This is a genomic window from Shewanella insulae (genome assembly GCF_009831655.1).
In the GTDB taxonomy this organism is placed as follows: domain Bacteria; phylum Pseudomonadota; class Gammaproteobacteria; order Enterobacterales; family Shewanellaceae; genus Shewanella; species Shewanella insulae.
The window spans coordinates 137,579-164,548 of record NZ_WRPA01000008.1 but is presented as its reverse complement, the minus strand read 5'-3'; the positions used below and the strand labels follow the sequence as shown (position 1 = coordinate 164,548).

21 protein-coding genes are annotated in these 26,970 nt (G+C 53.3%); 6 read left to right on the top strand and 15 right to left on the bottom strand.

Annotated features, from left to right (window positions below; genetic code table 11):
- The 3 genes from GNT65_RS10715 (at position 1) to GNT65_RS10705 (ending at position 3,512) form a co-directional block, all read left to right on the top strand.
- Positions 1–1,566, top strand: a complete 1,566-nt coding sequence (locus tag GNT65_RS10715) for an aldehyde dehydrogenase (NADP(+)) (RefSeq protein ID WP_160796048.1) — start codon at positions 1–3, stop codon at positions 1,564–1,566.
- 106 nt (positions 1,567–1,672) lie between these two features.
- The gene (locus GNT65_RS10710) at positions 1,673–2,344 is read left to right on the top strand and encodes a GntR family transcriptional regulator (protein WP_160796046.1); all 672 of its coding nucleotides are present in this window, start codon (positions 1,673–1,675) and stop codon (positions 2,342–2,344) included.
- A gap of 100 nt (positions 2,345–2,444) precedes the next feature.
- Positions 2,445–3,512: a ketoacyl-ACP synthase III gene (locus GNT65_RS10705; protein ID WP_160796044.1), complete on the top strand. Its 1,068-nt coding sequence runs from the start codon at positions 2,445–2,447 to the stop codon at positions 3,510–3,512.
- Between the two features lie 115 nt (positions 3,513–3,627).
- Here the strand turns inward: GNT65_RS10705 and GNT65_RS10700 are convergent, their stop codons facing one another.
- The 13 genes from GNT65_RS10700 to smc form a co-directional block, all read right to left on the bottom strand.
- The gene (locus GNT65_RS10700; RefSeq protein ID WP_160796042.1) at positions 3,628–4,218 is read right to left on the bottom strand and encodes a lecithin retinol acyltransferase family protein; all 591 of its coding nucleotides are present in this window, start codon (positions 4,216–4,218) and stop codon (positions 3,628–3,630) included.
- 154 nt (positions 4,219–4,372) lie between these two features.
- The gene (locus GNT65_RS10695) at positions 4,373–5,005 is read right to left on the bottom strand and encodes an exonuclease domain-containing protein (RefSeq protein ID WP_160796040.1); all 633 of its coding nucleotides are present in this window, start codon (positions 5,003–5,005) and stop codon (positions 4,373–4,375) included.
- A 48-nt stretch (positions 5,006–5,053) separates the two neighbouring features.
- Positions 5,054–6,901 (bottom strand): DUF294 nucleotidyltransferase-like domain-containing protein, encoded by a 1,848-nt coding sequence (locus GNT65_RS10690; protein ID WP_160796038.1) that lies wholly within the window; start codon positions 6,899–6,901, stop codon positions 5,054–5,056.
- Positions 6,902–7,034: 133 nt separating this feature from the next.
- Positions 7,035–7,655, bottom strand: coding sequence for a methyltransferase domain-containing protein (locus GNT65_RS10685; protein ID WP_160796036.1), 621 nt, complete (start codon positions 7,653–7,655; stop codon positions 7,035–7,037).
- A 151-nt stretch (positions 7,656–7,806) separates the two neighbouring features.
- Positions 7,807–9,525, bottom strand: coding sequence for a sodium:solute symporter family protein (locus tag GNT65_RS10680; protein WP_160796034.1), 1,719 nt, complete (start codon positions 9,523–9,525; stop codon positions 7,807–7,809).
- 11 nt (positions 9,526–9,536) lie between these two features.
- Positions 9,537–9,803, bottom strand: coding sequence for a DUF4212 domain-containing protein (locus tag GNT65_RS10675; protein WP_011866169.1), 267 nt, complete (start codon positions 9,801–9,803; stop codon positions 9,537–9,539).
- Between the two features lie 289 nt (positions 9,804–10,092).
- Positions 10,093–10,725 (bottom strand): thiol:disulfide interchange protein DsbA/DsbL, encoded by a 633-nt coding sequence (locus GNT65_RS10670; RefSeq protein ID WP_160796032.1) that lies wholly within the window; start codon positions 10,723–10,725, stop codon positions 10,093–10,095.
- A gap of 177 nt (positions 10,726–10,902) precedes the next feature.
- Positions 10,903–11,751, bottom strand: a complete 849-nt coding sequence (locus GNT65_RS10665) for an SDR family oxidoreductase (RefSeq protein WP_160796030.1) — start codon at positions 11,749–11,751, stop codon at positions 10,903–10,905.
- Positions 11,752–11,814: 63 nt separating this feature from the next.
- Positions 11,815–13,023 (bottom strand): cyclic di-GMP phosphodiesterase, encoded by a 1,209-nt coding sequence (locus GNT65_RS10660; protein ID WP_420853515.1) that lies wholly within the window; start codon positions 13,021–13,023, stop codon positions 11,815–11,817.
- Positions 13,024–13,520: 497 nt separating this feature from the next.
- Entirely contained in the window at positions 13,521–13,991 is a 471-nt protein-coding gene (locus GNT65_RS10655; protein WP_181006238.1) for a DUF2919 domain-containing protein, read from the bottom strand.
- A gap of 190 nt (positions 13,992–14,181) precedes the next feature.
- Positions 14,182–16,191, bottom strand: coding sequence for an NAD-dependent DNA ligase LigA (gene ligA / locus GNT65_RS10650; protein WP_160796024.1), 2,010 nt, complete (start codon positions 16,189–16,191; stop codon positions 14,182–14,184).
- Positions 16,192–16,258: 67 nt separating this feature from the next.
- Positions 16,259–17,296 carry a cell division protein ZipA gene (gene zipA / locus GNT65_RS10645; protein ID WP_160796022.1) on the bottom strand — a complete coding sequence of 346 codons (1,038 nt, stop codon included), beginning with the start codon at positions 17,294–17,296 and terminating at the stop codon, positions 16,259–16,261.
- A 23-nt stretch (positions 17,297–17,319) separates the two neighbouring features.
- Positions 17,320–20,745, bottom strand: a complete 3,426-nt coding sequence (gene smc, locus GNT65_RS10640) for a chromosome segregation protein SMC (protein WP_160796020.1) — start codon at positions 20,743–20,745, stop codon at positions 17,320–17,322.
- 187 nt (positions 20,746–20,932) lie between these two features.
- Here smc and cysZ point away from each other — a divergent pair, with 187 nt between their 5' ends.
- Positions 20,933–21,706 carry a sulfate transporter CysZ gene (cysZ, locus tag GNT65_RS10635; RefSeq protein WP_160796018.1) on the top strand — a complete coding sequence of 258 codons (774 nt, stop codon included), beginning with the start codon at positions 20,933–20,935 and terminating at the stop codon, positions 21,704–21,706.
- A gap of 209 nt (positions 21,707–21,915) precedes the next feature.
- Here cysZ and GNT65_RS10630 read toward each other — a convergent pair whose 3' ends face one another.
- Entirely contained in the window at positions 21,916–23,103 is a 1,188-nt protein-coding gene (locus GNT65_RS10630; RefSeq protein ID WP_181006243.1) for an RDD family protein, read from the bottom strand.
- A gap of 404 nt (positions 23,104–23,507) precedes the next feature.
- On the opposite strand from GNT65_RS10630, the gene cysK reads away from it, so the two are divergent.
- Positions 23,508–24,476 (top strand): cysteine synthase A, encoded by a 969-nt coding sequence (gene cysK, locus GNT65_RS10625; protein ID WP_160796016.1) that lies wholly within the window; start codon positions 23,508–23,510, stop codon positions 24,474–24,476.
- Between the two features lie 65 nt (positions 24,477–24,541).
- On the opposite strand, the gene GNT65_RS10620 is transcribed toward cysK, so the two are convergent.
- On the bottom strand, positions 24,542–25,198 hold the full coding sequence (locus GNT65_RS10620; protein WP_160796014.1) for a TetR/AcrR family transcriptional regulator: 657 nt from the start codon (positions 25,196–25,198) through the stop codon (positions 24,542–24,544).
- Positions 25,199–25,455: 257 nt separating this feature from the next.
- Here GNT65_RS10620 and GNT65_RS10615 point away from each other — a divergent pair, with 257 nt between their 5' ends.
- Positions 25,456–26,523, top strand: a complete 1,068-nt coding sequence (locus GNT65_RS10615; RefSeq protein WP_160796012.1) for a methyltransferase — start codon at positions 25,456–25,458, stop codon at positions 26,521–26,523.
- The last annotated feature ends 447 nt before the right edge of the window (positions 26,524–26,970 follow it).

The window sequence follows — 26,970 nt, the reverse complement described above, 5'->3', positions numbered from 1 at the left end:
ATGACACTAAGCATCACCAACAGATTAACCGGTCAGCATTTCATTAATGGCGAGTGGCAAGGCGAAGCCTCCGCCTTTCAGAGCTTTGACCCCGTCGCCAATAGCCCGATAGCCTGGCATTTTGCCTGCGCCGGCGATGAGCAGCTCACCCTGGCCACCAAGGCGGCTGAGCAGGCGTTTAATAGCTATCGCAGCAAAAGTGATAGTGAGCGCGCCGCCTTTCTAAATTCGATTGCCGAACATATCGAGGCCGACCGTGAGGCGATCATAGAAGCCGCTCACCTTGAAACCGGACTGCCTCAGGCAAGATTACAGGGGGAAACCGGACGTACCTGTGGTCAGCTTCGCCTGTTTGCGCAAAACCTTGTAAACCCAATAGAGCAGTCGATCGCCGACATGGCCCAGCCAGAGCGTCAGCCGCTGCCCAAACCCGATACCCGTCTTGGTAAGGTTGCCTTGGGGCCTGTGGCCGTCTTCGGCGCCTCGAACTTCCCGCTGGCGTTTTCCACCGCGGGTGGCGACACCGCCTCGGCCCTGGCCGCAGGTTGTCCCGTTATCGTCAAGGGCCACCCGGCGCATCCGGCCACCAGCGAGCTCGTCACCCAGGCCATCGACAAGGCGATCAAGGCTTGTGACATGCCAGCTGGCGTGTTTAGTCTGCTGCAGGGCCATAACCCGGCGCTCTCCACAGGCTTGGTCGAGGCGGCCGAGATCAAGGCGGTTGGCTTTACCGGTTCGCTAAAGGTAGGCCGCATCCTGGCCGATCGCTGCGCCGCGCGCCCCGAGCCTATCCCCTTCTATGGCGAACTCGGCTCTACCAACCCTCAGTTTCTACTACCAGGGCTACTCGCCGAGCAGGCAGAGACGCTGGCCGAGACTCAGGTGCAGTCTATGATGATGGGTCATGGTCAGTTCTGCACCAGCCCTGGGGTTATAGTCGCCATCAAGGGCGAGGCGCTCACCCGCTACTGCGACAGACTCAGCCAGACCCTGGCCGAGCAAGCTGCCAGCGCCATGCTCACCCCCGGCATCGCCGCCACCTATCAACAGCAAACAGAGGCGCTGCTTGCACATCCACAGCTGACGTTTTTAGCCCAAGGCAAGGCGGCCGAGGCAAGCCATCAAACCCGCCCTGCGGCGGTCAAGGTGGATGCCGCAGTTTACCTGGCCGACAGCGCACTGCAGCAGGAAGTCTTTGGTCCCTTCGCGATAGTGGTCGAATGTCAGGACGCCGCGCAGATGCAGGCCCTTGCCGAGCAACTCGAGGGACAGCTCACCGCCACACTTCATGGCAACGAGAGCGATTGGGCTAATGCCCACAGCCTGGTCGATGCCATCGGCCAGCGGGTTGGCCGGCTTATCTTTAATCAGATGCCAACGGGCGTCGAGGTGTGTCACTCGATGAACCATGGCGGTCCCTACCCCGCCAGTACCGATAGTCGCAGCACCTCAGTGGGCAGCATGGCTATTCACCGCTGGACGCGACCCATCTGCTATCAAAACATGCCATCCGCTTTGCAGCCCGAGGCATTGCGAGATGGACAAAGTCTCCTAAAGCGCTTCTAACAGGCATATAAAATAAAGGGAAACCACGGTTTCCCTTTATTTATAGTGCTATAAGCGGTAATCTTATGCGGATCACATATAATAACGAAAAGACATTACGGGAACTATGAGCCGAACAACTCCAATCGTTCATAAAACGCGCACCCAGGTCGTGGTGGAAGTCTTAAGAGAGAAAATCCTTTCAGGCGAAATTGCCGCCGGCGAACCTTTACGCCAGAGTGCCTTAGCCGAGGCGCTGAACGTCAGTCGTATCCCGGTCAGAGAAGCCCTGCTGCAACTCGAAGCCGAAGGACTCGTAAAGTTTGAAGCCCATAAGGGCGCTACCGCCACCGAATTGTCGGTCGACCAGGTTACCGAGCTGTTTGAACTAAGAGCCCTTATCGAAACCGATCTGCTTGCCAAGGCTATCCCAAATCTCGATGATGAGATGCTGGCTCAGGCCCAGGGTTATCTGGATGAACTGGAGGCCGCTTTCCAACAGGAAGACGCTGTTAGCAGCTGGAGCGAACTCAATACCAAGTTCCATTCCTGCCTGTATCAGGCGGCCGACCGTCCTCATACCATGGAAGTGGTACACGGTCTAAATACCAACTGTGATCGCTACATTCGTCTACAGCTGTTGCTGGCAGGCGGGATCCCGCGAGCGGCGCAAGATCATAGAGACTTGCTTACCTACTGTCGCAACCAAGAGATTGACAAGGCAGTGACGCTTCTGAGAGACCATATTTTACATGCAGCCAATGCCATACGTGAGTTGGTTGCCCAGCAGGTGAGCTAAATCACTGTTGCTTGCTTGACTTATTGCTAGGCTTATTAGATTAGTTTGATAAGGCAGAGCTGATGTACTCTGCCTTTTTATTTTTTGAGAGAATATACAGATGCAGTACGCCACCATTACAGGCTGGGGAAAATGTGTTCCCCCCGCAACGCTCACCAACCATGATCTTGCCACTTTTATCGACACGTCAGATGAATGGATTAAGCCGCGTACTGGGATCAGTCAGCGACACATCAGCCATGTTAACACCTCAGAGCTGGCCACCGTCGCCGCCCAGCGCGCCCTGGCCGCTGCTGGTATTAAGGGCGAAGAGATAGATCTTATCATTCTGGCCACTGCCAGCCCTGATACGCTTATTCCAAACATAGCATCAACCGTACAGGCCAACATTGGCGCTAGCTGCGGTGCGTTCGATATCAATGCCGCCTGTAGTGGTTTCCTCTACGGTCTGGGTCTGGCCAGCTCGCAGATCAAGAGCGGTCAGTCGAAGAAGGTGTTGGTGATCGGCGCCGAGCGTCTCTCCTTCTATCTCGACTGGTCTCGCCGCGAGACCGCGGTACTCTTCGGTGACGGCGCTGGCGCCGTAGTAGTCGAAGCGACAGATCAGCCTGGCGGCGTATTGGGCTATGAGCTCAACAACGACCCAGCCGGTCGCGATATTCTCAAGGCGGGCTTTGGTACCGCCATGGACAGATTCAACGCCGCATCATTGGATTTCTACATCGAGTTCAATGGTCAGGAGATCTTCAAGCGCGCCATCGCGGGTATGGGCAAGCTCAGCAACACAGTGCTGGAAAAATGCGGTGTCGACAAAGATGAAGTGGATCTAGTGATCCCGCATCAGGCGAACGAGCGCATTATCGATACCCTGATCAACCGCATGAAGATCCCGAAAGAGAAGGCTGTGGTCAACATCGCCAACTACGGCAACACCTCTGCGGCCACTATCCCTATCGCCATCTGCGATGCGCTGGAGAAGGGACTGATCAAGCCGAATCAAACCATCTTGTCTTGCGCCTTCGGTGCCGGCCTGACCTCGGCGGCGGTGCTGTTCAAGTGGGGCGAGCGCGTTACACCGATAAGCGAATCGGATGCCGAGCTACCGCCATGCGATCAGACGGGTATCGAGCTGGTTAAGCGCGCCGTGGACTACTTCTGCGGCGAATAATCGCCAGATTGAAAACAGAAAATGCCGACATGATGTCGGCATTTTTATATCTGAAAAGTTCTCAAGTTGCTCATTTAGGGCTAACTCTATCAGGCATAGGGCAATTTTTTCGGTCTTAATACCCCTTAGCAATATCGGCCTCATCCCAATAGATGGCCTGGGCGAAATGGCTGGCCAGCAGACGATTAAACTTATCGAAACTCGAGATACTCAGCTCCTCGCCAGTAAGACAATACCAGACGAAGCGATGGCAGTTGTTATCGAAGAGATCATAGTCGCGATACCGATAGATGGCCTGCTGCGCCCGCGCCAGCACAGATTCACCAATTAAGGGTCTATGTTGATGGTCACAGGCGACGAAGATACGGCTACCGGTGCGCCCTGCCAAGAAACGCTTAGATGACACAGGCCGGATCAGACCGCTGCCATGCAGCTCTACTAAGGTATCGTCGCCAAGCCAGATACCTGTATGTTCAATCACCCCGAAGACGAAGCAACACACCAGGGCACCGGGGGGCGGCGTGACCTTGACCTCGCCGAGGTGCAACACACTGGGGGCGAGTGGGCTCACCCGCTTACCCTCTGGCGCCTTGGGCGCACGGCCTAACCGTCTGTCTAAGGTCAACTGTCGTTGTTTCTGCTTGGCGTCGGCGATAAAGGCGGCCCCCAGGGCGGCCCCACCGAGCCAGAGTAAAGGAAGCGCCATGATTAACCTCTTTGCTTATTACTTATGCCATAACTCAGGTCATAGCCGGACAATACCATTTAAATGGATCCGTCCAAGCTCCTGTCTCTATTGAGATAATGGCGGAAAGTCGCCAAAGATAAAGGCGCAAAATGTAACCAAGTATAACCAGGTATTAAGGCAGCAGCTCGGCGATTTTTACCTTAGTTGCGCCGCCCATGGCCGCCACCTGCGCCAGCAGCAACTCGCCGCAGGCCAGCGCGTCGATGAGCGCGTTATGAGCCGCATACACGGGCAGGCCGTAACGGGCGCGGCTACGACCAAGGCGCAGGCTGCCCTCTTGCAGATGTTCCTGTTGTCTCAGAAGGCGCTGCTTCTCGAGCAACAGGGTATCTATGGCGAGCAGGCGCGGCTTCTCTCCCAAACAGGCCTGCAGCCCAGATTGTAAGAAGGCGAGATCCAGCGGCGCATGGTGGGCTACCAACACCTTGCCCTCACTCACGGATAAAAACCAGGCCATCGCCTGTTCAGGGGTCAAGGCCGCATCCAGATGGGTATCTAAGATGCCGTGTATAGTGGCGCTCTGGCCGACACTGCCCTCAATCTGCACCAGCTTATGCTGCGCCTCACTGAGAATAAGCTGCCCCTGGCGGATAGGCACCACGCCGATACTCAAGATCTGATCGAAGCTGGCATTGAGTCCCGTCATCTCGAGATCTATTGCAAGCAGCTCCACCTCCACTAATGGCTTATTGATAACCGGCATCAGCGCATGCTGATAGCCCTTGAGCCCGGCATCTTTTGCCATAAGGGCTCGCCAGCACAGCTGCGACCTGACCTTCACCCCTGCTAGCACCTAGAAGCTCCGGGTAAATTTAAGCTTTAGGCCCGCCTGCGCATCATGTACCACCTTAAAGGCATCGCGCAGTTGATGGCGCACCAGCGAGGAGAGTTGCTGAGGCATCAGATAATTAGTGAGGGGCTGATTGTGGGTAAATTGATAGCCCTGATTAGAGAGTCGCATATGAGCGATAAATTCATGGGCGTCGGCGAGGTTCAAAGCATCTTTGCGATTGATGATACTCTGCTCCATCAGGAGGCGAATTCGCTTGGCAGTATTCACCTCGCTAATGCCTGCCGACAGCGCATAGATCCTGGCAATATCGTTGATGAGCGCACTGCCCTTGTGCTTGAGATCGATTCCCTTCACCTCCTGTCCGTCACGCTCTAAGACAAACTTCTTGAAGAAACCCAGGGGTGGCGAGACCTGCAGGGCATTGCCCGCCATGCCAGCGAGGAAGATATCGTTATCCTTGGTGGATTCCAGCACCTGAGACTGCAAGCCCTCGAACAGGCTCGAAGGCCCATAGACGCAGCGCATATCGAAGAAGATGCTGGCGTGCATCAGGGCCTTGGGCTCGGGGTGCTCGACCCAGTTGGCAAACTTCTGTTGCCACTGTTCCAGCGTCATTCGCCATTTGGGATTCTGCGCCATGATATCCCCTGGGCAGTAGACATAACCGCAGCGGTCCAGTCCGGCGCAGACCGCCTTAGTCAGGGCCTCGAAATAGCCCTGGGCGTATTCATCCATCTCATGTGCCAGCAAGAGGCCGTTATCCTGATCAGAACAGGCCGCCTGATCCTGGCGGCCCTGAGAGCCAAACGCCAGCCAGCAAAATGGCATTGGCGCCTGGCCGAGGATCTGCTGATTAAGCACGATAAGACGGCGGGTCAAGGCATCGGTCACCGAGGTCAGCACCCGGCCTATCTCTTCGGCTCTGGCATCTGCGCTGATGAGATTTTGCAAAAGTAGAGGGATCTGTTTCGAGACATTGATTAAGCTCTCGAGATCTTGCTGACGCTCTATCTCACCGATCAGCAGCAAGGGCTGGGAGCTCTGGCCACGCAGGATATCTGTACTGGTGATCACCCCTATAGGCCTGTTCTCATCCATGATGGGCAGATGATGAATGTTGTGCTGGCTCATCAGTAGCATGGCCTCGAACACCAGGGCATTGGCACTCAGTGTGGTCGGCGTCACAGTCATCGCCTGATGTACAGGCAGGCTACCATCGAGTGACTCGGCCAACACCCGATTGCGCAGATCCCTGTCGGTGAGGATCCCCGCGAGCTTTTGATTATCGATAATGAGCACAGAAGAGACCCGATTATCCCGCATCAGACGGGCGGCGTCGCTGACACTGGCATTGATATCCAGGCACAGGGGCTGCTTGGACATCAGGCTGCTAACCCTATTGGTGGAGCCCAGTTCCTTGGCCTTGAAGCGCCCCTGATGACGCAGGCGCTTGGCGAAGGCACGGTTAAAGAAGCGATCGAACTCGCGGCTCTCGCTCCTCAGGCGATTAAAGGTCTCGGGATCTAAGTGATACACCAGACCATCTTCGAGGATCTGTACGCGGTTACTTACCTTCTCACCGGAGAGTAGCGAGGGAAAACCGAAGAAGTCGCCATCACCTAGCCTGTCTATCAGGTCGCCATCTTCCCCGCGCACCTCAAAGGCGCCACTGCGGACGATATAGAGCTGTGGATGCTCCTCATCCAGCGGCACATAGACGGAGGAGCGACTGTAATAACCGACACTGAGTGCGCGGCAGCAGCGCTCCAGGTTCTGCTCAGATAGGCTGTCAAAGGGCGTCAGCTGGCCAAGAAATTGGGTAATAGGTTGCAGTTCGCTCGCGTCCATGATCTCCCTCTTATGCTATGGTCGGCATATTGCCCTCAAATATTGCATTAAAACGTCACTGGGCATCGGCTGTTTTATTCACTATAGACTTAACAAACAAACTCTTGCTATACGACTAAAGGCCAGCTAATCCCTAACGCCGCCTGGCGATGATGAAGAGATCCACATCGCCTCGCTCGGGATAGTCCAGACGATGACAGCTTAGCAGCTCGAAACCTGCCGTGCTCAGCTGAGCGCTGAGCCATTCGCCGCAGTGATAATAGATGAAGGCCTGATCGCCGCTGCTGGAGGTCTGCAGCTTAGAGGCTTCATAATCGCCCTCCATGGTGCTCAGATAAAGCAGACCACCAGAATTAACCCTTGTTGCCATCGCCTGGATCAAGGCCTTTGCTTCCTCCCGATTGAGATAAGGCAGGCAAAATCCACACACTATGGCATCAAACATCTCGGATAAACTGTCGACGGCCAGGCTGTCCATCACCTCAAACTGAGCGGTCGGATTATTCTCCCGCGCTAGGCTGACCATCTGCGGCGCCAGGTCGGTCCCCAAGTATTTGAGCTTGGGATGGCGCGTCAAGAGATAGCGGGCGATATTACCCGGGCCGCAGGCAAGCTCTAGCACCCTGTCCCGCTCGCCGAGTAACTCACTCAGGCGAGCATAGGTGGGCTCGTAGAGCGGCATCTGCATATATTTATCCTGATACTGGCGCGCCAGCTTATTAAAGGTTCCCACGGATAATTGATAGTTACTCACCCCTACGCCCCCGAAAACGCCAAACATGAACCCCAAACATAAATCCCAAACACCAATCTTGAGACTGCCAGATAAGCAAAAGGTAAATCAATAAGATATGAAATAAAAAAAGGGAGCGCATTGCGCTCCCTAGGTCGATAAGTTTATCAACTTAGTGGTCGTGGGCCTCACCGGCTCCCTTAGGGAAGCGGATTGATTCCACCATATCAACCACATTCTGTGGTACCGCAGCCGTTACCTTGCTGACGATAAAGGCTACCGCGAAGTTGATGATCATCCCCAGCATACCTATACCTTCTGGCGAGATACCAAACAACCAGTTCGCCGCGTTGTTATCACCTGGGTTCACAAACTTGAAGTAGATGATGTAGCTTGCCGAGAACAGCAGACCCGTCACCATACCGGCAATGGCCCCCTCTTTATTCATGGTGCGAGAGAAGATCCCCATGATAATGGCCGGGAAGAGCGATGAGGCCGCCAGGCCGAAGGCGATTGCCACCACGGCTGCTACGAATCCTGGTGGGTTGATACCGAAGTAACCCGCCATGACGATACCCAGTGCCGCGGCGATACGGGCATAGAGCAGCTCCTGCTTATCCGAGATATCCGGCATGAAGTTCTTCTTCAACAGATCGTGTGATACCGAGGTTGAGATCACCAGCAACAGACCCGCAGAAGTTGACAGCGCCGCCGCCAGACCACCCGCCGCAACCAGCGCGATCACCCAGGCAGGAAGATTTGCGATCTCAGGGGTAGCCAGTACCATGATATCGCGGTCAATGTTCATCTCGTTGGTTTCGCCCTTGGCATAGTAGATCTTGCCATCGCTATTCTTATCATCCCACTTGATCAGGCCTGTCTTCTCCCAGTTCTTGATCCAGTCTGGCGCCGTTTCATAAGCCACGCCCGTTGACTCAGGGCCATTGATGGTCTCGATCATATTTACGCGAGAGAATGCAGACAGCGCCGGAATAGTGGTGTACATGATGGCGATAAATACCAGTGCCCAACCGGCAGACACACGTGCATCTTTCACCTTAGGCACGGTAAAGAAACGAACGATAACGTGTGGTAGACCCGCAGTACCGAACATCAGTGCACCCGTGATGAAGAAGACGTCGATCATCCCCTTAGAACCCTCGGTATACTGAGAGAAACCAAGCTGCGCCGACAGGCCGTCGAGCTTCTCAAGCAGATAGGTCCCCGTGCCATTACCCGCGGCATCCACCAACTCGGCGCCAAAGCCTATCTGAGGCAGAATATGTCCCGTCATCATCACAGAGATGAAGATAGCCGGTACCATGAAGGCAAAGATCAATACACAGTACTGAGCAACCTGGGTGTAGGTGATGCCCTTCATGCCGCCGAGTACGGCGTAGAAGAAGACCACGGCCATACCTATGTAAACACCAGTATCGACGTCCACTTCCAAGAAGCGAGAGAACACCACGCCCACACCACGCATCTGACCTGCTATGTAGGTGAAACAGATGAAGATGGCACAGACAACCGCCACGGTACGGGCCGCCTGAGAGTAGTAACGATCACCGATAAAATCGGGCACGGTAAACTTACCAAACTTACGTAGGTAAGGTGCCATACAGAGCGCCAACAATACATAGCCCCCAGTCCAGCCCATCAGGTAGACAGAGCCATCATAACCGACGAAAGAAACGATACCCGCCAGTGAAATGAAAGACGCCGCCGACATCCAGTCAGCCGCCGTGGCCATACCGTTCATCACAGGGTGTACACCACCACCGGCAACATAGAACTCTTTGGTTGAACCGGCGCGAGACCAGATCGCAATGCCAATATAGAGGGCAAAGGTCAGGCCCACTATCAAATAAGTTAACGTTTGAACATCCATCTCATTGCTCCTTAGTCTTCATGAACATTGTATTTTTTGTCCAGCGCATTGGCTTTCGCCACATAGACAAAAATCAGTGCAACGAATACATACATGGCCCCCTGCTGAGCAAACCAGAAGCCCAGCTTAAAGCCCATGAAATGGATCTCATTGAGTACATCGACCAGTAAAATACCGCAGCCAAATGACACTGCAGCCCAAATTGCTAGCAGTCCGAGCACTAGGCGTAAATTTTCACGCCAGTAACCTTCTGCCTTTTCGTTATTTTCAAAAGCCATTGCGACTCCCCTGTGCTGATTATTATTAAGTCATGAATTAATCTAGCAAGCGCAGTCTTTAGGACAATCGCGACTTTGGTCTAACGCCAGCGTCAACCTTTAGATGATTTTGAACATTTTCTTTACAAAACAAGGAGATCAAAGTTGACGCCAGCGTAAACCTATGATTTTCATAGGCTTGCAAACTAGACTAAGGTCGAACAGAGATGTTAATCGAATGTACAAAAAAAGCCGCCAATAGGCGGCTTGAGCGAGTAAAGAGACTTCCCCGCTAAGGGGAAGAAACACCTTATTTCAGGGTCGACAAATAGGCAAGCAGGTCGGCCAGTTCTTCAGGACTGCGCTGTTTGTTACTCACCAGGTATTTACCGTTGACCAGTAAAGATGGCACTCCACGGATCCCAGATAATTGCGCCTGGGTATCATAATCGGCGATGGCCAACTTGTTATCCACAGATGCCAGCGCCTTATCTATCTCCGCCTTCGACAGGCCCTGCTCGACGAAGAACTGACTCAGCTCCTCCTGGCGTTTAAAGGCACCGTCTCCCTCATGGATCCGCTTAAACAGATTACCATGGGCCTGTTCGGTGACATGAAACTTCTTCGCCAGATAGTAGGCCTCCTGGCTCAGCTGCCAGGCTGGACGACCGCCCGCCACAGGAGTTCGCTCAAATGCCAACTTATCACCCAGCTCGGCCTTTAACTTGGCCACGGCCGAGGTGATCAAAGCATCCTGACGATAACAGTGAGGACAGTTGTAGGAGAAGAACTCACGCACCACGGGCTGGTTCACCTCTGGGATCCCCGCCACCTTCATATAATCGACCCCTTCCACATATTTAGCCTGGGCGCTTACCTGAAAGGTGACCAGGGCAATAAACAGCAGACTGATAAAACGACATAGATTCACGACTCTTTTCATAAACAACTCTTCTTATTATTGAAAAATGTTTCTTCCCAGGCTTACCCTGGGCTGTTTGTACTAAGATCCTTTTGCCTCATAAGGCTAGGCCTTTATTTATTCGAGAGCACTACCGACTTTCATCAACTCTGGCCTCCATCAACCATAGCCTAGAACGCTAGTCTTCACGAACATTGCCTAGCAATGCGACAACATGGCCAAGGGATCCGTAAACTTGTACCGATAGTTTAGCTCCCGGGAGATAAGGCCTCCATCGACGCGCTTATCCTGCTCCAGAGGGCCCTCAATAAAGCTCGGCGGCGTGAGCCCCAACTGAGTGGCCGCCCTTTGATAAAATTCCGCCTTGGTGGGATGTCGCGGCGCGCAGAGATTATAGACGGGCGATAAAGGCCCCTCGGCTTTCAACAGCGAGATCACGGCAGCTACGCAGTCATCGAGATGCACCAGATTCACCGCCAGGTTACCACCAGGAACATCCTCTCTTCCCGCCAGGAAACGGCCCGGATGTCGTTTGGGTCCTATGAGCCCGGCAAAACGCACGACGATGCTGTTCTTATTGGAAAAGAGTGCCTCGGCCGCCAGTAGAGTCTCACTCGCCGGGCTATGGGCCTTGGCATCGCTCTCGACGCAACCACTGCCTGAGCTGTCGCCACCGGCAGGATAGACACCAGAAGTGCTGATGAAGATGATGCGCTGGTAGCTATGGCTCCCCATTAAGGCCTTGAGGCGCTTGAGGCGATCGAGATAGCCGTTGTCACCGCGGCGCAGCCCGGGAGGAATGTTGATCACTATGGCATCACAGGCTAGCCCACGGGTTATCGCTTCACAGTCCTTATTGCAAAGGGGGTCACTATCACTTAACTGCTCGAGATCCAGGCCAAAGCCATCAATTCCATCGGCAGATAAGGCCTCGGCCTCCTGTGGCGAGCGCTTGGAGCCCGTGACCTTTAATCCTTGGCTCACCAGCGCCTTGGCTAAAGGCAGACCAAACCAGCCGCAGCCGACGACGGCAACAGAAGTTATCATCTTGAATGCTCTAAATTAAAATACTTTAAATTGAAACCAGGACTCTAAAATAACGCAACGGGACTAGGGGGTGCCAGCAAAATAAAAACTAATTCCGCTATCGGCCTGTAACACGCGCATTGCACCTTCGGTTAATTCCTCAAGCTTAAGCACGCTATCGACGAACACTTCCTCCTGACTGAGAAAACGCAGGCCAGGTTCACCGCCATCGGGATGGCAGGCCCAAACCTGAGGCTGTTTCACCGACTGAGTGGTCACCATCACCTTACCGACATCGCCATCGCTGAGACGCACCAGGGTACCCGGTGGGTAGATCCCCAGTAACTTCACCAATACGGAGATCAGCGTCTCGGAATGTTTACCGGCATGGTTCTTAAACAGATAACCCAAGGCTATCTGAGGCGAGCGCCCCTCTTCGGCCCATAGCTGACCGTCATAGTCGTTGGCCAGGCTCACCAGCTGTGTCGGAATGGGGATCTTCTTTTCCGTCAGGCCGTCGGGAAAGCCCGAACCATCGATAAATTCATGATGATGCAAGACGATGCTAAGCACAGCCTTATTAAACAGGCCTGTCTTGTTGAGCATCTCATAGCCAAAGTTGGGATGCATCTTGAGAAAATTCGCCTCGGATGCGGTCAATGGGGTCTTCTTACGCCTAATCGACTCAGGCACCCTTAATTTACCTATATCATGAAACAGACAACCCAATGCAATATCACGCATATCCGATTTAGGCAGCTCCATGGCCCTGGCAATCATCAGTGCTAACACGGCCACCGAGATACCGTGCTGAGTCACGCTGTTATCGCTCTCACCTGCGGTCACTAAGGCCAGATGCGTCTGTTCATACTCAAACATATGCTCTATGAGTGACTCGACCAAAGCCGCTGCATCTCGATAGGCACCTTCCGGGTCGCTGGCGATCTTGCTGAAGGTGGAACGGCACTCGTTGACACAATCGATAAAACGCTTCTGACTCAGACGCAACGACTTACGCACGTTGCGTTTCGCTTCGACGATGGGAGCCACCTCCTCCACGACGACATTAGTCTGCTCGTCTAACTCGTCGGCTTCCTCCTCGATCAACTCCTCACCAGAGACCAAGAGGACATAAGGCACACCCAGGCTCTTGATCAGTTCTATCTGCGCCTCTTCTTCTATCTTGATGCGGTTAAACAGGAAAGGATGGTTTTTCCAAGACAAGGGCAACTTAACAGTAATGCCTGTTTGTAACTTTGACAGGGGTAATTGTATCGGCTCAGCTCTAGCCACTCGAAGCAACTCCATTGATTTTACCCATATCCATTGGGAGGTCGTCGCCAAGTGCGAGCGCCGGATAATCCCCTAAGAATATGAAAAGCAGCCTAACTTTAATAACATAACTATAGTCAATAGCAACTCAATTTGTACAATCTGTCATGAAATTGGCCACTTACGCACAATTTGACACTCGAGTGATCCCGGACGCCAAACTTATGGTTATAAGATATAGCCAAAAAAAACAGGCAAAGCCAAAACCAATTACTGTATACAATATCCAAATAATGATAATATGAGCCTGTTCTTTGAAGATACATAGCAACCCCGGATTATGTTTCTTTAAAGAGTGTTGCTGTCAATTGTCCTTAATATAGGTCTTGTGAATTTGTTGTTTTTCACATTGATTTATAAGGTATTTTGTAACATTCCAGTATCTTGAGACTGAATTTTCAATCAAAAAGGTATGTTTAGCGCTGCATCTTGCAGCGCTTTTTTTTGCCTGCTAACCGTCAATCTAGCTGATTACGCCAATCCTGCAGGTAATATTTAAGGTGTTTGGACTTAGCAATGTAGAGCAGACTCCAGAAAAGAAACAACGCGTCCAGGCCAAAGCTCCAGCTATAGAGAAAATGACTATGAATAAGGCGCTGCAACAAGAGACCGGCATCTAACATCAAGAATGCGATCAGCAGGAATTTGAGTTGATTAAAGGCGGGTCTTAACCAGAGGGGTGAGCGTTTACGCTCGGCGATCACGAATCCATAAAGGACTAAGCCGCCGACACCGGCCGCCAAGGCCATTAAGAAATCAGACTTTTGTGGATAGATGAGGGCCACCAAGCCCGCGCGATCGCTGGCCTGAGTCAGGGAGGCGATAAACACACACCATCCCCGGGCGATAAAGGCCAGCATCAGGTACAGCATGAGCGGCGGCTTAAAGTGTCCCTTATCGTCTAACCAATTAATATGTCCAAAATTCAACGGCGTTCCCCTCTCCTGTTTCTCTCTATATGGTGATGATCCAAAGAATTTCAACATCTGATAACAAATGGTGGCGATGAGTGATAAAAAAAGCGCCATCTCTCGATGGCGCTCTCATCAGCTTTAGCCTTTATTTACTCGGCTAAATTTCTTATCTAACTCTTTCATCTAACTTACTCATCTGATCATATTAGTCGCCGAGAATAGCCAAGAGCTCGGCCTCATCGATCACCTTGACCCCCAGCTCTTGAGCCTTGGTCAACTTAGAGCCTGCGGCCTCTCCGGCAACTAAGCAATCGGTGTTCTTCGAGACGCTACCCGCGACCTTGGCGCCAAGGGCCTGCAGCTTAGCCTTGGCGTCGTTGCGATTGAGTTGCGTCAGGGTGCCTGTCAGTACCCAGGTCTGCCCCTTCAGCGACAGACTCTCCTCGGCCACCTCTTCGATATCGGGCCAATTTACCCCTGCCTCGAGCAGACCATCGATCACCTCCAGGTTATGGGATTGCTCGAAGAAGTGCACCAGATGCTGGGCGACGATCACCCCGACATCATCCACCTTCATAAAGGTCTCGGCATCAGCCTGCTTGAGTTTCTCAAGGGTCTTGAAATAGTTAGCCAGGTTCGCGGCGGTGGCTTCGCCCACCTCCCTTATCCCAAGCGAATAGAGAAAACGGGCAAAGGTGGTTTGCTTGGCCGCTTCCAGGGCATTGACCAGATTGGTGGCCGACTTCATCCCCATGCGATCCAGCATGGTGATCGCCGAGGCGGTGAGCTTGAACAGATCCGCAGGGCTCGCCACCAGCTCCTTGTCAATTAGCTGCTCGACCACCTTGTCGCCCATACCATCGATATCTAGTGCCTTGCGAGAGGCGAAGTGCTTGATTGCCTCCTTACGCTGGGCCTCACAAACGAGGCCGCCGGTACAACGGGCAACCGCTTCCCCTTCAACCCGCTCCACGTCACTGCCACACACAGGGCATTGCGGAGGGAACTGGATCGCCTGGGCATCACTCGGACGCTTCTCGGCCACCACGGCAACTATTTGGGGGATCACATCGCCGGCGCGGCGAATGATCACGCTATCCCCTATCATGACCCCGAGACGGGCTATCTCATCGGCGTTATGCAAGGTGGCATTGGAGACGGTAACCCCGCCGACAAAGACGGGCTGCAGGCGCGCAACCGGAGTTACGGCGCCGGTTCGGCCCACCTGGAAGTCGACCCCTTCGAGCAGGGTGATCTCCTCTTGGGCCGGAAACTTATAGGCGGTGGCCCAGCGAGGCGCCTTAGCCACAAAGCCAAGAGTCTGCTGCTGGGCGATATCGTTCACCTTAAGCACTACGCCATCAATCTCATAGGCCAACTCGCTGCGGCGGGTCAGGATATCCTGGTAATAGGCCAGCACACTCGGGATATCCGCGCACACCTTCACTTCACTACTCACCGGGCAACCCCATTCTTTGAGCTGCATCAGCTGTTCGAAATGACTGGCTGCCAGTGGCCAGGTTTCCGGCTCTACCACGCCCAGGGCATAGGCATAGAATGCCAATGATCGGCTGGCGGTGATCTTACTGTCGAGCTGACGCAAACTGCCTGCTGCGGCGTTACGTGGGTTGACGAAGAGCTTCTCCCCCTTGGCGCGAGCCTTGTCGTTAACCGCCTCGAAAGCCGCCTTAGGCATAAAGACTTCGCCGCGCACCTCGAGCAGTGGCGGGAAACCGCTCCCCCTGAGTCTCAAGGGCACAGACTTGATGGTACGCACATTCTCGGTAATGTCTTCACCGACAGTGCCATCGCCACGAGTGGCTGCGCGCTCAAATACGCCATCACGATAAAGGATACTCACCGCCAAACCGTCCAGCTTTGGCTCGCAGCAAAATGCCGGCGCCTCTGCTAGCTTGTCGTCGACACGCTTGTAGAAGGCATTAAACTCCTCTTCACTGAAGACGTTATCCAGGCTCAGCATGGGCTTGAGATGAGTCACCTGATTAAATTTGCTCAGGGCCTCGCCGCCTACTCTCTGGGTTGGTGAATCGCCCAGCGCCAGCTCGGGGTACTCGGCCTCCAGGGCCTGCAGGCGACGCATGAGGCGGTCATATTCGACGTCGGGGATAGAGGGCGCATCATCTACATAGTAACGATAGTTGTGCTGATTGAGCTGGTCGGTTAACTGTTTAATCTCGTCTTGTATGGCTTGCATGTTTGTTATCCAGTTTAAGCAACAGAGGCCGCTGATGCGGCCTCTATCTTGAATATCCGATTAGGTATCACATCTGCGCGCGAATACGCTGCAGGTAAGACTGTTTAGTCTGCTCGCTCCAGGCGCCGCGACCACCGTCTAGCACCTCGCCACCGAGATCATCGGCAAGCTGATGGGCCGAATTCAGCATGATGGAGAAGTTCATCAGAGGATCGCCATAACAAGGCAGCGTCATAAACAGCACTATGCCCAGGGTGGTAAACTGCTCCATCTCATCTGGGTTGAATACCCCAGGTTTAACCATATTAGCCAGTGAGAACAGTACCTTGCCTGTACCTGCATTGTCCTCATGACGATGGAAAATATCCATGTCACCAAACTTGAAGTTGAGGGTCAGCAGGCTTGGCAGCAGCTCGGCACCATTGAGGGCCTCACCCTCTTTGGCCACCACATGCAGCACAAGTACATCTTGTGGCTCGCCCAGAGGCGCCTCTTCGGCCACTTGTGACTCTGGCTTAGCCTCAACTTGCTGCGGTTCAACAGGCTGTGCTTGGGTAGCTTGGGCTGGCTGTGCCGCGTCCACCTGAGGTGCGGGGCGCACTGGCTCCTGCTTGCGTTCGGTTACAGGGTCTTCAAATAGCGAAGGCTGTGCCGGCCCCTGACCGAGACCCAACTCCATCTGCTCGAGATGGGCATCGCTAACTTCTTCATCAGGGCTAGCCGACAATACGGGCTCTTGACGCGAGCGCGGCGCCTTCTGCTTAGGCTCGTCTGACAAGGAGAAACTGGGCGAGACCTCTGCTGGCGCAGGCTCACTCTCTTGCTCTTGCGCTTGTGCGCGCGCGCCGGCTGGCGTGGCACGACTACTCGAGGTCGCCTTAGGAATGCTGCGCTCTTCGCCGCTATTTTTAATCACTCTCACAGGGCCAACGCCGTCGGCATCGAAACCGTCACTGTCACGTGTTTTGTCTGTATATAGCCCTGTCATGGGCGATTCTTTTAATGATTTAGGTTGCTGCCGCCTAATGGACCAAAAACCATGCACAAGTACCGCGATAATGGCTACCGCGCCTAACACGAACAATACCAGTTGCAAATTTTCCATTGATTACCCTGTTTTTCCCAAAATTATACTGCGTCGGCTAAAGCCACCGCCTCATCGATATCGACGGCAACTATGCGTGAAACCCCTGGCTCATGCATAGTGACACCTATTAGTTGATCGGCCAATTCCATGGTGATCTTATTGTGACTAATATAAACAAATTGCACGCTCTGAGACATCTCTTTCACCAGTCGGCAGAATCTGTCGACATTGGCATCATCGAGTGGTGCATCGACCTCATCCAGCATGCAAAACGGCGCCGGATTCAGCCTGAAAATCGCAAATACCAATGATAAAGCGGTTAATGCTTTTTCTCCACCCGAAAGCAGGTGAATCGTACTATTCTTTTTCCCCGGCGGTCTGGCCATGATGGTCACGCCGGTCTCCAGCAAATCATCGTCGGTAAGCGCCAGATAGGCACTGCCGCCGCCGAACACCTTAGGAAACAGCACCCCAAGATCTTGGTTGACCTTATCGAAGGTCTCCTTAAATCGGGTCTTGGTTTCCCGGTCGATCTTGCGGATCGCCTCTTCCAGGCTGCCTAGCGCCTTGGCTAGATCCGCATCCTGACTGTCGAGATAAGCCTTACGTTGACTCTGCTGCTCGAACTCTTCGATGGCGGCGAGGTTAATCGCACCGAGGTGTTCAATCTGCGCCCGGGTGCGCTCCAGCGCCTTCTGCCGCTGACTCAGACTTACACTCAGATCCAGCGATGCCTGCACCTCAGTAACATCCACCTCATGGCTCTTGAGCTGTGCTAACTGACTGTCAATTTGACCTTTTATCCCTTCGCGACGTAACTTTAACGCGCTGATGGCTTGAGTCAAGTGCTCTAACTTGCCAAGCTGTTGTTTTTGCTTGGTGCCAATCTCGTCTGCTCGATTTTGCAGCTCGGCCTGCTGCAGACGCAGGGCATCTAGGGCCGCCTGCGCCTCCCCCTGACGCGTAAGGGCATCATTGAGCTGGGCCGCCATGGCATCGGCTTGCAGCTTACCATCTAGCTTATCCTGCCCCTCGAGTTGCTGCTGCAACTGACTCAGCTCTTGGCGCAGCTCACTCATCTGCCGCTCGAGCTGCTCCCCCTGCTGGCGACTAAGCGCCTGCTCTGTATTTATCGCCTGCAGCGACTGCAGCAGCTGCTGGGACTGTTGCGTCAGTGCCTGACGATCTCGGCCAAGGGCCTTATGCTGAGCACGGCGATCGGCAAGGCTAGCCACCTGGCTATCGGCGACGCGCTTAAGGTCAACCAACTGCCCCTCATCCTGCTCGCGGCGACTTGTCAGCTCGGCAATGCTCTGCTCTACGGCTTCTAGCTCGCCAGTTTGCTCATCGAGCAAGGCCCTGAGTCTGGTTTGCTGCTCACCTTGCTGGGCGATACGCTCCTGAGTCGCCTGGGCCTGGGCCATCAGGCGTTCACGCTCAAGCTGAGCCCCCTGCAAACTGGTATTCAGCTTTGTCATCGCCTGACGCTGCTCATCTAGGGCCTGATTCACCTCGGCAAGTACTGCCTTGCGCTCATCGATCGCCTCGACGCTGGCCCCTATGCTAAGCTCCAGCGCCTGCTGTTCGGCCTTGAGCTGCACCAGCTGACTCCCCTGTTCGGCCTTTTTCAGCACAAAGCCATTTCCGACTATGTAACCATCGGCGGTAACTATGCGCTCGTCATCTTCCAGAGAATCCAGCATGGTTTTAGCCTGAGTCAGACTATCGACCCAAGTAAGCCTGGACAGCCAGGGCGACAGGTTGACCTCGCTACTGAGCCCGGTCCATTGCTGAGACTGGCTTAACTCAAAGCCGCTCTCGTTATCTACTTCGTCTTCGCTGTGCTTGTCATTCACGTTCTGGGTGAGCAAACCGTCGAGCAGCAGATCGACCGCCGCTTCCCACCCAGGTGTGACCTGAATGGCCTGCCAGAGGGCGCGCCCCTCAAGCCCATCTTCCTGGGGCAAGATACGCTTGACCACCGTCAGGCGTCCCCGCTCCTCGGCCAGAGACTGCGACAAGGCATCGACCTGCGCCTGAGTCTGGCGTGCCTGCTCCTGTAGCTGAGACTGATTGCCTGCACCCTGTTCGAGCTCACGAGTAAGCTCATCGCCTCGCTGAACGAGCCGTTCACACTGGGCGTTTTGCAGCGCAAGATTGGCGGTTTCATCCTGATGGGATAATTGCTCAAGCTGACGCGACGCGCTCTGGTGTTGCGACTTAAGCTGAGTCAGGGCGCTCTGCTTATGCTTGAGCTCCCCCTTGGTGAGTTCGAGGCGCAGCTGACACTGGTTAACCGCCTGCTTGGCCTGACTCTCGGTTTCCTGAGCCTGCTCCAGGGATAGCTCGACCTCACCGAGCTGCTCATCGAGTAGCTCAATCTGCAATTGCAAGGCCTGATGCGCCTCCCGGGCATCGTCCTGACGTTCATCGAGATCGCCGCGCGCGACTATGAGCGCCTGCTCCTGAGCCTGTAGCAGTGCCAGCTTCTCTTCATCCTGCTTGATACGCTGCTTGAGGTGCGCATCTTGCTGCTGACGATGCTTGACCTCCTGTTCGAGCTTGGCGATCTGATTGCCATTAAGATAGAAGGCCTCGACCTGTTGCTGCTCCTGGCGCTCCAGCTCATCGAGTTTGAGTTTGAGCTCGGTCAGGGTGCGCGAAAGGGCTTCGCGCCCCGCGTCGCCCTCACTCTGAGTCAGCGTCTTGGTCTCTATCTCCTGGGATAACTTGTCTGACTGTGCGCTCAGCTCCAGGTATTTGGCCACCTCGAGCTGGGCCTGTTGATCCCGCTCTGTCTGTTTCAGCGCCCGATATTGACGCGCAGCCTCGGCCTGTTCGGCCAGCTTGTCGATCTGGCGACCTAACTCCTGACGGATATCCCCTAAGCGTTCGAGGTTCTCGCGGGTATGGCGGATACGGTTTTCCGTCTCACGGCGCCGCTCCTTGTAACGTGAGATCCCGGCCGCCTCTTCGATGAAGACTCTTAGCTCCTGAGGCTTGGACTCGATGAGGCGGGAGATGGTGCCCTGTTCGATGATGGCGTAGCTGCGCGGACCTAGGCCCGTACCCATAAAGAGATCGGTAATGTCCTTACGACGACACTTCTGTCCATTAAGGAAGTAACTGGATTCACCGTCCCGGCTTACCTGGCGTTTGACTGCGATCGACTGATAGCTGGCATACTGACCACCCAGACGCCCCTGCTGATTGTCGAAACTAAGCTCGACACTGGCCACAGAAACCGGACGCCTTGCCGAAGAGCCGTTAAAGATCACGTCGGCCATGGAGTCGCCGCGCAGATGTTTGGCTGAGCTTTCGCCCAACACCCAGCGCACCGCATCGATAACATTGGACTTGCCACAGCCATTGGGGCCGATGATGGCCGTAAGCGGTTGGTTAAAAGGGATTTTAGTAACATCGACAAACGACTTAAATCCAGCAAGTTTTATCTGTGTGAGTCTCATTGTGCCAGTTTGGTCGTCTATTGGAGGCGCGCTTGGTTTCGCTGTTATTATTGCTAGCCACTTTATCAAAGCGTGCCGCATTTTGTAACGTTTTTTCTGTTAAGCGGCGTGATTTCACCCTTGTTTTTACAACAGGGCTGACACACAATCGGCGTTAAGCAAGACATAAGGATATTCAGATAAGACTATGAATCAAAAAGCAAGCAAACCCGCTAAGAGTGGCGTGAACTATTTTCTCGACGGCTTTCGGCTGATCAAACAGCCGGGCCTGAGACGCTTCGTCTTCATCCCCCTGAGCGTCAACCTGGTGCTGTTTGCGGCGGTGATCTATATCGCCATCGGCCAGCTGGAGCAGGTGTTTCAATGGATCAATGGTCAACTACCCGAGTACCTGAGCTGGCTGAACTTCCTGCTCTGGCCGCTGGCGGTGCTGACCCTGTTGGTGGTGCTCTCCTTTATCTTCAGCTCGGTAATGAACTGGATCGCCGCCCCCTTCAACGGTCTGCTGGCAGAAAAGGTTGAGCAGTACCTCACAGGCAAAGACCTTAATACCGGTGGCACCATAGATTCGATTAAAGATCTGCCGCGTATCCTGGGGCGCGAGTGGATAAAACTTAAATATTATCTGCCCAGAGCCATACTGTTTCTCATCCTCTTCTGGGTGCCTTTTATCGGCCAGACCGCCGCACCTGTGCTCTGGTTTTTGTTTAGTGCCTGGATGATGGCAATTCAGTACTGTGACTATCCCTTCGATAACCACAAGGTGCCCTTTAATGACATGAAATTTGCCCTTAATCAGACCAAGGGCAGCAGCTTTAGCTTCGGCGCCGCCGTCACCCTGTTTTCGATGATCCCCATCATCAACTTCATCGTGATGCCGGTCGCCATCTGTGGCGCCACCTCCATGTGGGTCGACAAATACCGTGGTGCCTATCGCAACGGGCAGATTGCGCCGGAATAGTATTGAGCGACAATGCTTTAAAGGGAATGCCTAAATCGGAATGACTAAATAGGAATAACCAAAATAACAAAGGCCTGCATCTGCAGGCCTTTTTAATGGCTTAGCTCGACTCAAGTGCCAGAACTCTCCATAGAGCGACACCAACCATCACCGGCCTCAATTAGGATTTTTGAGTAAGGCCTCGCTTAAGGCGTTATCTAAACCGCTAGCTATACAATGCCCTTGGCGGGTTCCTCACTAGGCAGTTCTTTGGGCATCTCTTTGGGCAGTTCTCTGGGTTTAGAGAGGTCGATCACCACTGTCTCGGAGATCTTATCTTGAATCGCCTGACGATTGGCATCCCAATATATCTGCAGGAACCCGAGTAGACCTGTGGCGAAACCGGCGCCATAGCCGCCATATCGTCCAAAGGCATCCCACAGCGAGATAGATGATGCGTCCAGCGGCACCACACGAATGTTGAGCAGTTTCTTACCCAGCGTCTGGCCATCGAACCAGGCGGTAAAGATGGTAAAGTAGAAGGCGGCCCAGCCAAAGCCCAGCCCCAGATCGTTCAGTATGCCTTTGGCCCACTCGAGTAGGCTGTAGGGCGAAGGCTCATCTTCCTCCTCATCTAAATCATCCGGGTCAATGACTAATGCTGCGGGCTCATCGCTTGTGCCTTGCTGACCTGGCTCGGCAACCTTGCTCACTTGCTGATCCAGCGCGGCTTCACCCTCATTGAGCGACGCCTTAAGCGCCGGGCTTGTCTCGCCCACCTCTTGCTCCACCGTTTCTTGCTTCAGTGCGTCTGGCTTCAGTGCGTCTTGCTTTACCCTGCCTTGCTTCACAGCGTAGACATTGGGATAGGCCTGGTTTAAGCGCTGCATCAGTACTTGTTTTTCCTGGCTCGGCAGAGACAGCTCGTCGATCAACTGAGATGCCAGCGTCACCTTCTCCTTATCGCTTACCTTTAAGCTGTCCAGCGCACCAAGCAGCTTAGTTAACTTCTCTTCGGCGCAGCTTGCCTCCTCACACAGGCTAAGGGCTAAGATCTGCGGCATGACCTTCAGTGCATTCAGGGACTCAGCTTGCTGATTTGTGGTCTGCGCCAATTTATCCCCCTCCCTGTCTTTATCCGCTTCGCCGTAAGAGATGATGTTGTCGCTGGTGACCCAGATAGTCATCAAGAGCATGGCGAGATAGAGCCCCCATTTCAGCGCCTTGCCCAATTGATGGCTACGACGCTCAATCACCAGGGTTAAACCGACGAGAAGAATGAACAGTGCGCCGGCCTGCTCCGCCAGCACGCTAATCAGTAAACCATCGATCAACATAGCCAGGCCACGCTTAAGCGGTGAAGCCAGCGGGGTATAGAGCAGCTCTGGCGCCACATGAAAGGCAAAGGGAGTGACCATTGTTTTGGGATCTTTAGTCTTAGAGCCTTTCGTTTTAGGCTCTTTGATCTTTGAGCCTTTGGTATTAGCCGATTGGCTCTTAGATTCCTGCGTTTTTTCAGATGATTTAGGGTTCGCAGATTGATGCTCTGTGCTCGGCACATTCACCGAGTCCCCTATCCTATCGTTAATGCTGCTCACACATCTGCTCCCTGCGAATTATTCTGATTATTTTTGCTAGCGGGTTTGATACATTTTGCTAAGTTATCAATAGGATCCCCATTAGACCAGCCCCCTTAGCGATGTAATTATGATATAAGTGACAGCTTTTATAACAGAAAAGAATAACGAAGATGAAACTATCATTTCTAATGCGTCCAAACCACACTATGATTTAGCTGTATACATAAAGGAGCAAGTAATCCATGAGTAAAATTTTCGAAGACAATTCATATACCATAGGTAATACACCTCTTGTTCGTCTAAATCGCGTCAGCAAGGGAAATGTGCTCGCCAAGGTTGAGGCTCGTAACCCTAGCTTTAGTGTAAAGTGTCGTATCGGCGCGAATATGATTTGGGACGCCGAAAAGAAGGGCTTGCTCACTAAAGACAAAGAACTCATCGAACCGACTTCCGGCAACACAGGTATCGCACTGGCCTATGTCGCGGCGGCCCGTGGTTATAAGTTAACCCTGACCATGCCGAATACCATGAGCCTCGAGCGTCGCAAGCTACTTAAGGCTTTGGGAGCAAATCTTGTGCTGACCGAGGGTGCCAAGGGCATGAAGGGCGCCATCGATAAGGCAGAAGAGCTGCGTCAATCTGCGCCAGAAAAATACCTGATCTTGGGTCAATTCGATAATCCAGCAAACCCAGAGATCCACGAGAAGACCACAGGTCCTGAGATCTGGAACGACACAGACGGTGAAGTCGATGTGGTTGTTGCCGGTGTGGGCACAGGCGGCACCATTACAGGTGTGAGCCGTTACATCAAGCAGACCCAGGGCAAGGCGATCACCTCGGTAGCCGTTGAACCTGCAGACTCTCCTGTCATTGGCCAGACCCTTGCCGGTCAACCCGTACAGCCAGGTCCACATAAGATCCAAGGTATCGGCGCAGGCTTTATCCCGGGTAACCTGGATCTCGAAGTGGTCGACCGCGTAGAAGCCGTGACCAACGAAGAATCGATCGAGATGGCCCAGCGCCTGATGAAAGAGGAAGGTATCCTGGTGGGGATCTCTTCGGGTGCGGCAGTTGTTGCGGCAAATCGTATCGCCGAGCTGCCAGAGTTTGAAGGCAAGAATATTGTAGTGATACTGCCATCAGCAGCAGAGCGTTACCTATCTTCTGTGCTCTTCCAAGGGCAATTTGGCGACGCGGAAAACGTACAGTAAGACTCGCCCTCATCCGGCGCGTTAACTGACTCAAGCCCCCGATAGTTTTTGCTAGCTATCGGGGCTTATTTTATGACGCGTAGGATCTTGTCGATACAGGCACCAACCGTCTGTTGCAAAAAGTCGCTGTCCAGCTCACCGCTTATTACACTCTGATACTCCACCCAACGAATGAGCCCTAAGAGTTGATGGGCGTCGGCATTGGCCGTATTTGAGCCTAAGGCCACGAAAAACTGCTCGATAGTCTGAATAAAACCATTGTCCAGTAGCTGAATCGCCTCGGCGAGCGCTGGGTTACGCAGCGCCTCTTCATGAAACGCCACCTCTAGAATGCGATCGTCTCTGTGATTCACCTGGGTCTGAATATGCTCGCAGAGAAAATCTGTCAGGTGAGCCGCCACCTTGTCCGGGACGATTAACTCGCTGTCAGCCTCTAGCATCTCGAGCAGCTGGAAACTCTTCTGCTCGAGCGTATTGTTCATCCACAGGGTCTTCTCGGCAAAATAAGTTAAGGCATCGCTGATCAGATCTTTGATATCTTTAAAGTAATAGGTTGTCGAGGCAAGCGGTACCTGCGCCTCTGTGGCTACGGCGCGATGACGAACCCCACGCACCCCCTCTTTAACTATCAGCCTTAGGGTTGCCTCTAAGATAGCCACACGTCGCGCCTCGCCATCGGCCCTGTGGGTGATACGTCCAACGTAACTAAGAGGTTGCTGCATTTATCTATCCTTTTCGATCCAGGCCATCGGCTACTGCACTCAGGCCATGTTAACACCTGACTCGCTCGCGACCTAATGTGGAGTCTTATCGACGCAAGCCCCAAGACAGTTATTAACGCCTTGTATCCTAGATATTTTCAGCTAGCCTTTGGTTGTTTTCGCGAGCCAAGTCGATAATTCGACACAGACTTGATGTTCTCAGTGTGGGATCGGGCTAAAGTGACAGGCATTTCAATCACACCAGCTCCAGGACTCGGATGGACTTTTACCAATCGCCGAAACAGATCTCGGCATTTGATGCCAAATTTGAAGCACAAAAAATCGCTTTTGCCCCTATAACCTTTCAAGTTGCCCGTTGTCTGCTGAAGTTCGATCTACTGGCTCAAATTGAAGCTGAACCAGGGGTGAGCCGAGCGCAGCTAACCAACCAAGGACAGATTTCAGACTATGGCGTCGGCGTCCTGCTAGATATGGCGCTCAGTATGGGGCTCGTCTGGCAAGATAGCCAAGGCTATCATCTGGACAAGATAGGTCACTTCTTGCTTCACGATGAGATGTCCAGAGTCAACCTGAACTTCAATCATGACGTTTGTTATCAAGGGATGTTCGAACTCGACAAGGCGTTGGAGAGTGGCGAAGCCAGTGGACTTAAGGTGTTTGGCGATTGGCAAACCATCTATCCCGGTTTAAGCCAGCTGCCACCGGCTGCCAAGCAGAGCTGGTTCGAGTTCGATCACTTCTATTCGGATCACGCCTTTGGCACTGTGCTGCCACTGATCTTTAAGGCCGAGCCGAAAACGCTGGTGGATATCGGCGGCAACACGGGAAAATGGGCGCTCGCCTGTACCCGCTACGATGCCGATGTACAGGTCACCATTATGGATCTACCCGGTCAACTCGAGGTAGCCATGGAAAATGCCAGAGCCAATGGTTTGAGTGAACGTATCCATGGCTTCGAATGCGACCTATTAAAGACTGATACGCCTTTCTATGAGGGGGGTGACCTTTACTGGATGAGTCAGTTCTTAGATTGTTTCTCCCAGGATCAGATACTGACCATTCTAAAACTGGCCGCCGCCAACATGGCACCTCATAGCGAACTCTGTATCTTAGAGACCTTCTGGGACAGGCAACCTTGTGAAGCAGGCGCCTATTGCGTCAATGCCACCTCGCTCTACTTCACCGCCATGGCCAACGGTAATAGCCGTATGTATCACTCCAAAGACCTGCTTAAACTCATCTCATCGGCAGGACTCTATGTGGATGAGGATATTGATGACATAGGCTTAGGACATACCCTGCTGCGCTGTCGTCGCAAGCCCTAAACCAAACCGCTACATATAACGCCCCTTAAACCTGCGAATACCTGTCTCTCTGCAGGCTACTCAGCTATGTAGCCTGCGCTTTTCCCTCAATTGAATGCCACTGCTCATGTACAGATGCCTTAAGCACGCTAAGGGGAAAGGAATAAGTCTCTGCTTAAGGAGATAGGCAGCTTGCCAACCAATAGTCACAGATCAACCAAGCCGCCAAGCATTTCCAGTTCACCTTCGACATTGCGATTTTAAACGCTTCACATCAAGTTGATGCAACACAGATATAACAAACGAGATACTCTAACTTAATATGTAAGAGTTAAAACTGGCCAATAACAGAGCATGAATTTATAAAACACCACACCTTTGTATTAGATATTTGGTGTAAACGCCAGGCAAATTAACAATTAGACAACATAGAGCCAGGTTAAATCAAAAGTGATTTTGGTCACAAAC